This window comes from Streptomyces sp. RLA131 (assembly GCF_056270125.1).
The window spans coordinates 4594602-4606701 of sequence record NZ_JBWDOQ010000002.1; the positions used below are offsets into that span (position 1 = coordinate 4594602).

The window sequence follows — 12100 nt, forward strand, 5'->3', positions numbered from 1 at the left end:
TCGTACCGTCGTATTGGCGGGTGACGGGGCCTAAAGGGCCTCCAGCCGCAGATCCGCCGCGTCGCACGCCGCCCGCTCGTCGTCGTACACCTCACACACCGGCCGCCCCTCCGGGTTCATGGTGTGCTCGACCTCCCACAGGCTGATCTCCTCGCCGGTCGCCAGCAGGAAGGCGTGCTCGTACAGCGTCCAGCCCACCACCCGCCCGCCGGCCCGCAGATGGCGCCCGGTGACGTACGCGATGTCGTGGCCGATCGCCGAGAGCAGTAACCGCCGTATCCGCTCCCCGGGGGCGTCCGCGTTCTCCGCCCGGCGCAGCACCCGCCACGCGTGCTCCGCGGAACGGTCCTCGGAGTACTGCCGCGGCCCCTGCGGCAGTTCCAGCGCGGCCAGCTCCGGCAACCGCGCCAGCCACTCCGCCGTCTCCGCCTCCAGCTCCTCCGGGCTCGGATCGCCGAAGCGGCTGTCGATCAGATACTGGGCGGCCGCGAGGAACTCCGGATCCGTGTACACCTCGTGCCGCCGGTCACCGCCCGGCCCGGTGTTGTGCTCGATCTCCCAGAGACTGAGGCTACTGCCGTCCGCCAGCAGGTAGTTGTGCCGCAACGTCCGACGGCTCAACTTCTGCGGCGGGCCCTTGCGCTGCCGGAAGGAGGCCAGTTCGGTATGGGCCATCAACGCGGTGGTCAACCGCTCCAGCACGTCGTCAGCCACCTCGAACGCGTTCTGCGCCCGCGCCAGCAACTCACCGACCTGCACCTCCTCCCCACTGCTCGGCCGCCCCGGCCCCGGCCCAGGACCCGCCTCACCCGGTCGTGCGTTCCCCATACGGTCCTCCGCTCACCGTCTCGTCCCGCCCCCGCACGTCCCCGTTTGATATTGGGCACTCAGCGTAATGGTCCGACCGCGCACCGCGAAGCCACTCCACGGAAAAATCGTCCCCCACTACGCGTAGGCCCCCGGTAAGCGCGCCCACGGCGTGCGCCGCCCGCCGCTCCCGCTTGCCGAAAAGCGGATTGAACCACCCGTCACATGGCTGGAATCCCGCCACGGACAGGGGAGAGCCGGTCACTCGGGGCGGGGGCGACAGCTGACGATGACCACTTTGCCGCCCGCGCTGACACCCCCACCGGAACCGACCCTCCGCGAGGGGCTGCGCCGCATCTTCCGTTCCCGCAAGGCCCTGTCCGGCGTCGTCCAGTTCATCATCGACTGGGGGCTGCTGACCGTGGCCGTCACCCTCGGCCTCTACGTCGCCACCTGGATCGCCGACGGCTGGAGCGTCGCGTACAACGCCCTCATCGGCAACTCACCCGCGGCCAAGGACCGGACCCTGTTCCCCTGGATCCTCTCCTTCGCCGGCTGGCTGGTCATTCCCGCCGTCATCGGTGGCTTCGCCGGCCACCTCATCGACAACCGCATCACCGGGGGCAAGGGCTACGCCTCCAGCCGGTCCGTGTTCATCTTCGGCAAGCGCAAGCTGCACCAGCGCCTGCACCCTCCGGTGCGGATAGCCCGGCTCGGCAACTACTTCCACGGCACGCCCAGCGACGTGGACTTCCTCGAACACTTTGTACGCATCGCCCACAAGAACGACTGGAAGCGCGCCCAGGACCACTGGGAGGTGGCCGTCGCCCAGGCCATGCGGACCGAGGAGCTCGGCGGCCTCGGCCGGGTCGAAGCCGTACGGCAGGCCCAGAGCTTCTGCAAGGCCACTACCGGGAGGAACAGGAACGGGAACGGGAACAGCCCCGCCCGCGGACCCCGGACGCGTTGGCCCCCGAGGAGGAACAGATTCTCGGCCGCCTGCGCTCACTCCTCAGCCGGCGAGCCCGCCGCGGCCGGGACGACGACGGCACCTCATGACCGCCCGCGCCCCCGCGACCGCTTGGCCATCACCCCGAACAGGAACCCGGCCAACCCCAGCACCACCCACCCCACAGCCGCCCCCTCCACGGCCTCAGCGGTACCCCGCGGCAACAACGCCAGCCCACCCGCCACCGCGAGCACGGCCAACCCACAGCTCGCCCCGGCCATCACCAGCCAACGCATCATCGTGGTCCCGCCTCACCGCTCGGTAACGCCAGCGCCGCGCCCAATGCGTACAGGAATACGTACGCACCCCGGCCCAGTGCTCAACGCCCCCACCACGACGCCGACACGGCCCACCCACCACCCCCACCCCCACACGCCCCGCGCACACCCCCCTACGCGCGCCCCGGGGCCTTGGCGGTGAACCCCGGCCTACGGACGCGGCAAGCCTGCCGGGCCGGACTCACCCACCACGGAGACGAACTCCGACCAGGCATGGCGACCGAACCGCAGCACGGGCCCGCCCGGCTCCTTGGAATCCCGGATCGCGATGCCCTCCACGACAAAGGCCGCCTCCACGCACTCGGTGTTGGCGCCCCCGCTGTACGACGACTTGAACCAGGTCGCTCCCACGCCGTTCACCGCATCTCCTCACGGGCCTGCCGAATCATCTCCGTGGAGGCGGTGATGTCCAGGGCCTGCGCGCGCAGGTAGTCGAATGCCCTGCGGTAGCAATCCAGTTCGTGCTCCTTCTCCAGGAACAGGGCGCCGGTGTGCAGGTCGAGGTAGACCACGTCGAGTGCCGCTTCGGGACCCCCGAGGATCACAAACGTACCCATGGCGGACGCGTGCGCACCGGTCGAGAACGGCAGCACCTGCAGAGTGATGTTGGGCGACTCGGCACATCCCAGCAGATGCGCCAGCTGCGCCCGCATCACGTCCGCTCCTCCGACCACCCTCCGGACGACGGACTCGTCCAGGACCGCCCAGACATGGGGCGGGTTCTCCCGCCCGAGGATCTGCTGCCGCTTGAGCCGGATGCCCACCTGTCGCTCGATCTCCTCCGCGGGACGGCGCATCTCGGACGCGTGGAGAACCGCCTCCGAGTACTCGCGGGTCTGGAGAAGTCCCGGTACGTAGACCGTCGCGAAGTGGTCCTCGCGTACCGCTTCGTCCTCGAGCGTCAGGAGGAGGTTCATCGTCTCCGGCAGCGTGACGCCGAGAGAACTCCACCACCCCTGCTCCTTCGCTCCCTTCGCGAGGGTGACGACCGCTTCCCGCTCGCTGTCACTCGCCTCGTAGACCCGGCACAGCGCGTCGACGACCGGCCACTTGATGGGCCCTTCCTTCGTCTCGTACCGACTGACCGTGGCCTTCGATACGCCGACGAGCTTCCCGGCCTCCTCCAGCGTCATCCCCCTGCGCTCCCGGAGCTTGCGCATGGTCGAACCCAGCTGGCGACGCCGAGTTGTCGGCCCGAACGACATGCTGCAGTGCCTCCGATCAGCGCCCGCCCCGGATGCCCCTGCACCAGCCGCGCGCGTGAACGAGGCTACGCGGCCCAGCTGTTGATGATCCACCGGATCAATCGGGCGAACTCTCGTGAGAAGTTACATGGTGGAACTTCTCAGTGACATACTCGATTGCGGAGCGCGATATCTCGCGCACACCGAGTGATCCCGAAGGGGGCTGTCCGCCTTGCCCTTTTACCGGTCCGACGCACCCCGTCGACACTGCGTCCTTCCCTTCGAGTCCGACCCCGGAGCCGTCGCCGGCCTCCGCCGAGTCATCGACCACCAACTCGCCATGTGGGGCGCGTCCGCTGTCACGTACGACGCGCAGCTCGCCGTCTCCGAACTCGCCTCCAACGTCATCAAGCACGTAGGCGAGGGAACCGCCGCCACCCTGTTCATGGAGGAGTACGCCGGTCGCCTGCGCATCGAGATGCACGACACCAGCCCGGTCCTGCCACGGTGTCGCCAGGCCGACCCGTGCGAGGAGTCCGGGCGCGGACTGGGCCTGGTAGCCGCCCTCGCCGACAGCTGGTTCGCCGTCTCCACGGCCACCGGCAAGGCCGTCTGCTGTGAGTTCTCCCGCCAGGTGGACGCCCCGGCTCCGTCCGCCGGTCGACACAGGGTGGAGCGTGGGAGCACCCTCGTCGAGCTCTATGCCCTGCGGTGGCGCAGCGACGAAGCCAAGCCCATCCGCAGTACCCCCGCCGTGGCGGAGACCGCCACCGAAATGATCACCGACCTCCTCCACTGGCTGGCCGACCGAGGCTGCGACCCGGACGACATCCTCGACCGCGCCCAGATGCACTTCGAGGCGGAGTTGGATGAGGCGTGATGTCGGAAGACCTGTCAGACGCGGATCTTGCCGCGATCACCGGGGCGTTCGGCTCAGACGACGCTTGCTGGCCCGACTCCCTCAATTTGGATTTTCTACTCCAGGGCGGCCCAGGAGTGTGGCTTCCTGGAAGGGATGGAGATCCAGCAGCTCATCGGCTCGGGCGGTGGCGACGGTTGGTTCTTGCTGACACGAAGTCGCCCCGGGAGTCACACTGTCCTCCGGGATCATCCGGTGGTGCGAAGTGAGATCGCCTGACGGTGTTACCGGCGGCACTGGGATCAAGCATCTATTGGCCCGGCTGGACCGGATCGTCGGCACGCTTGACGCGGCTTTTAGGGCCGAGGTTGCCGTTGCGGCACGGCTGCAACTGGACGCCAGCGTCCGCGCAGTTTCGGAGCCCTAACGGTGATGTTCGCCGCGAGCGGCTGAGGCCCTGCGGCGGGCTGAGGTGCGAGTACGGGCCTGGACGCCGGGGCAGTTGCCCCAGCCCTGCCCGACTCCATGCTTGCGTTGGGGCTCTGGGGCGCCTCCTACACGTCGATGCCTCGTTGAAAGTGATCAAAATCGGTCGCCTCAGGTGTTGGTTTGCGTATTGTCTGTGCATGGACATACGAGAACTGCTCCTCACGGTGGCGGCGACGTACGACAAGACGAAGAAAGCCGCACGGGGTGTCCCCGCCCAAGATCTGCTTCGTGCGGCACCTCAGCACCTCGGCGCGCTTGTTCCGGCGGGTCTGGAGATCGAGGGGTATGGGGGGCAAGGGGATGCTACCTACACCCCATGGATTGGCGTGTACGACCCTGATATCACTCGCGACCCGAAATATGGGCTATATCTTGCTTATATTTTCGCAACGGACTTGGAGTCTGTGACCCTAACGCTCCAACAGGGCATTACTCGTTTGCAAGTCGAGCTACAAACTAGAGGTGAAAAACTTCGGACGCCACTCGCTCAGACCGCACGTCAGCTGTTTAAGCAACTTCCGCAAAGTATTGTGAATGGCTGGGATCATAGGCCCGAGTTCAAGGATAAGGGATGGAGGGCCTTGGCTTATGAAGCGAGTAGTGTAGCTGCTCGCCAATATGTCGTGAGTAATATGCCTGAGGAGAAGGAGCTCCGCGAGGATCTATGGAGAATGGCCGAGGTTCTTCAGCAAGCGGCTGTGATCACGGGGCACGACTGGGTGGGTCAACAGGAGAGGGAGGTGATTGAGTACGTGCCCGAGTCTCCGTATCCCGAATATGAGGGGCTGGAGGGTTTTCGACCTAAAGATGATGGCGACTACACATCTGAGATCGCTGTTCGGCAGCAGCTCAAGACGCGACGCCACGAGACTCTAATCCGAGAATTCGGACCGTACATCCACCTTCGAGGCTTCACGCCCGTCACTGAAGGAGTTCACCCGCGAGACTTGGTATTGAGTAAGCAAGGGAGGGAATGGCTAGTTGAGGCCAAAGTGGTCAAATCTGGGAACCCCACCAAGGCTGTGCGTGAGGCGGTAGCCCAATTGCTTGAATATGGTCATTTTCTTTACAAGGGCGAGGTAAATCTACGTCTCGTCGGCCTATTTACTGAGGATGTCGGTGTCTACGTCGATTACCTCGAAGTGCAGGGGATCGCGTCCGTCTGGAAGATTCCAGGTGGATGGGCGGGTTCACGCTCCGCGATTGACGATGGTTTGGTGGCTTCAAAGTCTTAGATGCAATTAGCTGACGGCCGACCTCAATTGGAGCCCGGGAGACGCGGGCGGACTTTGGGTCGCCCGGTCCCTGGCGCCGCTGCTCACATCGCGGGCTAAGGCTTGTCCCGCAATTACGATCTTAGACTCGAAATTTGTGACGCAGGATACTAGCTAGTCTGCCGCGCCGAAATCCGTTGAAGGAGCCTGGAGGGTCCCGTGGCGGGCAGCACATGGACGACGCCTCGTCCGCGAGGGACAGTCCCCGGCCAACCTGGGGCGCGCCTGAACGCCGGCCTCTTATGCAGGCACGGACGGACCTGTTCCTGCCCGCTCCGGCCCACGGGGCCTGGCAGGCCCCGTTTCCCTGGACTCGCTGCGGATGCGGGTGGCGGACAAGTTGCACCGTCGACTGATGCCCGTCGGTCGACGCAGTCGGTGACAGCTTCAGTTCCACCTTTCCAGCCCGCAACGGTCCAGGGAAGTCGCAGACGCACCGCAGGACGGCCGGCGCCCGGAGCACCGCTGACGCTTACGGAAAACCGGTGACTACTCGGAGCATATGAACGCGGCCTGCTTCGAAGCGGAGCAACATAGCGCGGGATCGCCGGCTAGCCAAACCGGCGATCCCGCGCGTCATTCCCCGACCACCCTCACCCGCGAAGGGCCACTTTTTGCGTCAACTCAGAGCAATCGCGGAGAAGATGGAGCAGGAGACCAAGGTCCGTGGCCTCGCCAAGACGGCCAAGGCAGCAGAGCGGGAGGTTCAGGAGGGGCGCGCGGTTCTGGCTCGCTGCTGCCAATTGCAGGACGCGATCGACGTGCTCGAACTCGACCGGGTGCTGGACGAGTCTCCGGAGGAACTGGACGCGCATCGTCGCGGACTGAAGGCTGTCCGGCACGACCGGTTGGAACTCATCTCGCGGAGCACCGAGTCCCTCTTGGCCCGCATGGGTGTGGCTGCCGGCACGGCCAATGCGAAGGTGCTGCCGCACGCGGCTGCGTCCCGGGCTGTGGTGGATTCGCGCAACCATGTCGCGCGACCGGCGTCCTTGACTTCCACGGGCTGCTCAGAATCGAGTCCGGCCTCCCCTCATGGGAGGCGAGACGAAGGATATCCGCGGCCGCGGAGGTGAGGGACAAGGCACTCGAGAATGCGGGTGCCCGGCGGTCGGCATCGCCGTCGGGAGCGTTGCGATCGCCCTCAAGGTCTTGCAGGATCGGGGGAGGAAGGCTGAGTGAGGGCTCGGCTCGTTACCCGCGTCGCCTTCGGCTTCCACGGCCCCGGACCCCTCATAGGCCTGCCATGCTCAACCTCCAAGGCTACGGCCCTGACCTCCCAAGCCGACCCTGACCCACGGAAAGTCAGGAGGGCCCAACATCCACAGCGGCGCAGTCCCGCACCCAGCCCGAGTAACCAGCCCGCATCCGCCCTGCCGATGACGTGACGGTGGCGATGCTGGGGCTCTCATGATGAAACCCGGTCCTCAGCACTCATTTGTGAGGCGCAGGTCCCCGTCCGCGACCTGCGCTCGGCAGGCACCCAGCGGGCGCCCTCCCCGCTGGAGCGACGTCGGCTCGCAGGCCCTTATTCGATGTCGCTAAGGTCCTCGGGTGTCAGAGGCGCCGAGGACTTCTCCGGCTCCTGATCGACTACCTCACCGGCGCGGTAATAGCGCGACGCGCTCTTGTACCGTTCCTCCTCCTCATACATGATCACGTAGTTCAGGAGTGCTGTGATCTGCCAGGAAACGGGCAGGGCTGCGGAGGCCAGGCGGAACGCCTCGTCCGCCGTGAGGGGACCGTCCGGCACCTCGACGGAGACGTCCGCCGCGCACGGGGGCTCCACGTACCGGAAGTTGTAGGGCAGGCCGGCTTTGAGCTTCTTCAGAAAGGTCCGCAGATCGTTCGTCCCGGGGATGACCTCTTGGACAAGTGCGTCGAGGTTGATGGGGTACTGCACGTCGAAGTGGTCCTTCTTAAGGACCGTCGTGTCACGTCTGCGCCCGGGATCCTTGCTTCCGAATCCGCTGTTGTTCCACGGGATCCCACCCCGCTCTTTGTAGTGGTTGATGAGGAGTTGTTCGGGGGCGAGGGCGGAGAAGTCCTCGTCCACGTACAGACATGAGAAGGTGACGTCGGCGAGGTCGAGGCTGCTCCGGCCCGACAACTTGCGCAGGTGGTTGCGGAGTCGCCCCGGGAGCCCTTTGTGCCGTCGGTCCGCCTTTCCCACATAGACGAACCTGGCGTTGACGTAGAGTTGGTACACCCCCGGTCGTTCTTCCAGCTTGGCCAGGCTCTCCTCGCTGAGGGGTGCCCGCCCGAGGCTTCTCAGCGCCTGGGCGAGCTGGTCTCCGAGGGCCTTGGTGATACTCAGCCGGAAGTCGTCGTGGAACACCCCGCGACCGTCCGCCCCGCTGCTTCCCGTCATCCTTCTCTCTTTCCTAAGATCTGGATCGCGGCCCACTCTATGAGCTTCCCCACCCATCGATCATCCGTTCGAGTGAAACGCTCAGATTTTCAGCCACTCCGCGGTACGATTTGGCCATGGGTGACCAGCCAGAAGAGACCAAGATCCCTCGCTGCCGCACGAGCGTGGAGCTGTTCGCGGGCGGGGGTGGCCTCGCCATGGGGGTCCACCGCGCGGGCTTCCGCCCGCTCCTGTTCAACGAGTTCAACGGGAGGGCCTGCGAGACGCTCCTCGCCAGCGCCCGCAGGACTCTCGGCGATGACGGACTCGTGGAGGTCAGGGAGACGACTCCCGTTCCGCCGAAGGTCGGCGAGCCCGCGCCCCTGTACCCGGGGGATGTACGCGACCTGGATCTTCGGAAGTTCGAGGGCGAGGTTGACGTCCTCGCAGGTGGCCCTCCCTGTCAGCCGTTCAGCGCCGGGGGTGTCGCCAAGGGCGACGAGGACAAGCGGAACATGTTCCCCGCCGTGTTCAACGCCGTCCGCGAGATGAGGCCGAAGGCCGTGATCTGCGAGAACGTCCGAGGACTGCTGCGCCCGTCGTTCAGCGGCTACTTCGAGTACATCAGGAACGAGCTGCGCCTGCCCTTCATGGAGCGCGACCCCAGGAAGACCTGGCAGGAGCACAACGGCGCCCTCATGGGGGCGCTCGGCGATCCGGACCCGGCGGGACACAAGCTGGACATCGACGGCGGCCTCCCCGTTGACGACAGGAGCGCCGACCGTTACAGGGTGATCGCGTTCCCCGTCAACGCGGCGGACTGCGGCGTCCCTCAAATCCGCAATCGGGTCGTCATCGTCGCCTTCCGCGCCGACCTTGGCGTTGACATCGTCAGGGATTTCGCGGCGCACGTGAGAAGGCGCCGCTACTCGGACGACGCCCTCCATCGTTCCATGCGGGACGGCTCCTACTGGGCGCGCCATGACGTGCCCCCCCACGTCAAGGAGCGCGTCATGGCGCGCCTGCCCGAGGTGATCAAGGAGGACAAGTGCCTGCCCTGGCGTACCCTCCGCGATGCCATCAAGGGCTACGGCACCGCCGAGGAGCTCCCGGCCCTTCCCAGGGTCGACCTGACCCGCCTCGATGAGAAGCGCGACTTCGGCGGGAAGAGGTTCCCCGGACACATCGGCTGGCCGGGCGCGAGGATCTACAAGGGCCACACCCCGAACGAACTCGACCGCGCCGCCAAGACCGTCAAGGCCGGGGTTCACGGTGTCCCCGGCGGTGAGTCCGTCATGGAGCTCGACGAGCGGTTCGAGGACCTCACGTCTCCGACGGGATGGCGTTATCGTCACCGCTACATGACCGTCCGCGAGACCGCCCGTGTCATGACCTTCCCTGACGAGTGGATCGGCTCCGGCCCCCGTGGGGAGCAGATGCGGCAGCTCGGCAACGCCGTCCCGGTGGTTCTCGGTGAGTTCTTCGCCAGGGCCGTCGCCGACGCCCTGCGGGCGGCGGGTCAGTAACGCCATGACTCGGCCGACAGGACGCGCCGGGCACTGGAAGGAGAGCCTTCCCCTCGAGCGCGCGTACAAGCGGCGGCCGGGCTCCACCACTCCGACCCTGGAACAGGACCGCGCTGCGGGCGGTCGTGACCGGCGTGCTGTCGCCCTCGGCGACGGCCGCTACGCGCGTGCCTCCATTGCCCTCAAGCTGTACCGGCGGACACGGCGTATCCGGGCCTATCTCCGCTGGTCGCAGGACGGCGGCACGCGGGAGCACTATGTCTGCGAGGTGGACGGCGCCGCTCGCGGGGAGAACCTCGCCGCGGCGTGGCGCCAGGCCAGGGAAATGGGCCTGGTAAGCGACCGGCCCCTGCCGGCCGACTCCAAGGCGTCCTCCACCAGCGTTCGCGCCGTGATGCGCGCCAATCGCGGCAAGGACACCAGTCCCGAGCTCGCCCTGCGGAGGCTGCTGTACCGGCGCGGCCTGCGTTACCGGGTGGACACGCGCCCCATTCCTGAGATTCGGCGTCGGGCGGACCTAGTGTTCTCTGGTGCCCGGGTCGCGGTGTTCGTGGACGGCTGCTTCTGGCATGGCTGCCCCGAGCACTACCGTCCCGCGACGAGGAACGCCGAGTTCTGGCGGGACAAGATCGAGGGCAATAGGAACAGGGATGTCGAGACCACCGAGGCTCTCCGCATCGCTGGCTGGGCCGTGATCCGAGTCTGGGAGCACGACGCTCCGGAGTCGGCTGCCGAGCTGATCGCCCACGAGGTCCAGGCGCGGCGGGTGGGGGCGAGGTCTACACCCACGGGCGGCCACGCTCTCGCTAGAGGGAACGGCCACTGAGCAGGTCGTCGATGGCGTCCGTCAGACGCCGCAGGACGATCCACCCGTCGCCCATGCTCGTGGCCATTACCGTCTCGTCCGGGTTGAGGCCAGCTTGGGCGAGACGGCTCATGGGCCATCCGACGGCGCCATCGTCACGGATGGTCACCGTTTCGAGCTGCCAGAAACCCCTGATCAGATCGAGGACGTGGCCCTCGCCGGACACACTTCCTCCTCGCAACCGTGGTGGACCTGGGCAGTGCCCTCCCTGAGGTTCAGGATGAGGACGAGGACGCAGCCATCGCCCACTCCGAGTTCGAGGGCGTGACGGCGGAGACTGGAGACCTGCGCGAAGCTCGTGCCGCGGCGGACGCTGAGGGGCGCGTGCCCCCCGAAGGTGGCGAACGTGCGGCTCATGGGGGCTTGGCGGAGGCCAAGGCGCCAGGTCAGCCAGGAGTTCACTCGCACTCCGCTTCCACGCATGACATCCCGGTCAACGGGGATTCGGGCGCCCAGCACATCACCGTGGACGGCCATGGTGGCCGGCTGGGCCGGCTCCGCCTCCTCGATCGGGTGGGCGCCACGGGTGACCAGGTCGATGAGGCCGTCGGCGGTTTCGCCGATCTGGTCGCTGAGCAGGCACTGCGTGAGCCGCCACGCGGTGACGGGGTACAGCTCCGTGACTTTCGCGAAGAGGGATCCTCGGGCGATTGGCCCGTGTTCGGCGACCACCGCGACCAGGGCCTCGACGGCGTTGCTGAACGGCGTGAGACGCAGGTGTGACCACTCGGCCAGAACCCAAGTCCCCTCGGGCCGGCTCAGAATGAACCGGTCGTCACGACGCAGCGCCGCCCGCGCCGCTTTTTCCGTCGCCACGGACATGGGCTTGAGCAGTTCCTCGGCCGTACAGGGACGCCCGGCCTCCAGCAGGTACAGGTACGCGGAATCGCGTCCCCTCGCCTTGCGGCGAACCCAGTGCCCGTCCACGTTGGGCGCGACCTTGGAGCGGGGGTCATCGAGAAGGCCGGTCAGGGGGATCCCCTCGGGCACACCCGCCGTACGGGCCGCCTCGCGGAGCGCGTCGCCGGTAAGGGGAGCGCTGGCCACTAGTCGGCGCAGCGCGGCGTCGAGCGCGTCGGGGTGGGCGGTCCACCAACCCCGCAGGGGGCCAGTCCACGTGTGCGGGGCGTTCAGGCCGGCCTCCAACAGGTTCAACTCCAGAACGACGTGGTCTCTCACTCCCAGGGCTGCCGCGAAGGTTTCTCTTCGGACGGCGGGCGCCGCTCCGACGGCCCGCAAAGTCTCACGCCATCCTTGGTGGACGATATCGGTCATGGCGGCGTGCCCTCGCTGCAGCTGGGTGATGACCTGTCGCACCCGTTCGCGGCTCACCCTGAACTCGGCCCCGGCCTCCTCCAAGGTGCGGCCCGCCGCGCGGGCCTCGACGATGGCTCGGGCGCGGGCGTCGAACCCCGAGTGCCATGCCTGGATCATCCACCCGTCGTCGAACATGACTTCC

The 12100-nt window shown here is 66.9% G+C and carries 12 protein-coding genes; 6 read left to right on the forward strand and 6 right to left on the reverse strand.

All coding sequences use genetic code 11. The annotated features are described in order from the left end of the window. Positions 1–30: 30 nt before the first annotated feature. Positions 31–828, reverse strand: coding sequence for a DUF6227 family protein (locus RWE79_RS21800; RefSeq protein WP_475941744.1), 798 nt, complete (start codon positions 826–828; stop codon positions 31–33). Positions 829–1096: 268 nt separating this feature from the next. Between RWE79_RS21800 and RWE79_RS21805 the strand changes: the two genes are divergently transcribed. Then, complete coding sequence (locus tag RWE79_RS21805; RefSeq protein WP_475941745.1) at positions 1097–2236, forward strand: DUF6313 family protein; 1140 nt, start codon at positions 1097–1099, stop codon at positions 2234–2236. Between the two features lie 8 nt (positions 2237–2244). On the opposite strand, the gene RWE79_RS21810 is transcribed toward RWE79_RS21805, so the two are convergent. Continuing rightward, positions 2245–2454 (reverse strand): DUF397 domain-containing protein, encoded by a 210-nt coding sequence (locus tag RWE79_RS21810; protein WP_475941746.1) that lies wholly within the window; start codon positions 2452–2454, stop codon positions 2245–2247. Continuing rightward, entirely contained in the window at positions 2451–3299 is an 849-nt protein-coding gene (locus tag RWE79_RS21815) for a helix-turn-helix domain-containing protein (RefSeq protein ID WP_475941747.1), read from the reverse strand. Before RWE79_RS21815 ends, RWE79_RS21810 begins: the two co-directional genes overlap by 4 nt. Before the next feature lie 211 nt (positions 3300–3510). On the opposite strand from RWE79_RS21815, the gene RWE79_RS21820 reads away from it, so the two are divergent. The 3 genes from RWE79_RS21820 (at position 3511) to RWE79_RS21830 (ending at position 6976) form a co-directional block, all read left to right on the forward strand. Next, entirely contained in the window at positions 3511–4158 is a 648-nt protein-coding gene (locus RWE79_RS21820) for an ATP-binding protein (protein WP_475941748.1), read from the forward strand. 605 nt (positions 4159–4763) lie between these two features. After that, on the forward strand, positions 4764–5861 hold the full coding sequence (locus tag RWE79_RS21825) for an MrcB family domain-containing protein (RefSeq protein ID WP_475941749.1): 1098 nt from the start codon (positions 4764–4766) through the stop codon (positions 5859–5861). Positions 5862–6544: 683 nt separating this feature from the next. Beyond that, on the forward strand, positions 6545–6976 hold the full coding sequence (locus RWE79_RS21830) for a hypothetical protein (protein ID WP_475941750.1): 432 nt from the start codon (positions 6545–6547) through the stop codon (positions 6974–6976). A 452-nt stretch (positions 6977–7428) separates the two neighbouring features. On the opposite strand, the gene RWE79_RS21835 is transcribed toward RWE79_RS21830, so the two are convergent. Beyond that, on the reverse strand, positions 7429–8271 hold the full coding sequence (locus RWE79_RS21835; protein WP_475941751.1) for a GIY-YIG nuclease family protein: 843 nt from the start codon (positions 8269–8271) through the stop codon (positions 7429–7431). 116 nt (positions 8272–8387) lie between these two features. Here RWE79_RS21835 and RWE79_RS21840 point away from each other — a divergent pair, with 116 nt between their 5' ends. Then, a complete protein-coding gene (locus tag RWE79_RS21840; protein ID WP_475941752.1) occupies positions 8388–9776 on the forward strand; it encodes a DNA cytosine methyltransferase in 1389 nt (462 codons plus the stop codon). A 4-nt stretch (positions 9777–9780) separates the two neighbouring features. Then, positions 9781–10602, forward strand: a complete 822-nt coding sequence (vsr, locus tag RWE79_RS21845; protein ID WP_475941753.1) for a DNA mismatch endonuclease Vsr — start codon at positions 9781–9783, stop codon at positions 10600–10602. Here vsr and RWE79_RS21850 read toward each other — a convergent pair. Continuing rightward, on the reverse strand, positions 10583–10807 hold the full coding sequence (locus RWE79_RS21850) for a hypothetical protein (protein ID WP_475941754.1): 225 nt from the start codon (positions 10805–10807) through the stop codon (positions 10583–10585). The genes vsr and RWE79_RS21850 overlap by 20 nt on opposite strands. Next, positions 10777–12093 carry a sigma factor-like helix-turn-helix DNA-binding protein gene (locus RWE79_RS21855; RefSeq protein WP_475941755.1) on the reverse strand — a complete coding sequence of 439 codons (1317 nt, stop codon included), beginning with the start codon at positions 12091–12093 and terminating at the stop codon, positions 10777–10779. Before RWE79_RS21855 ends, RWE79_RS21850 begins: the two co-directional genes overlap by 31 nt. Positions 12094–12100: the final 7 nt, after the last annotated feature.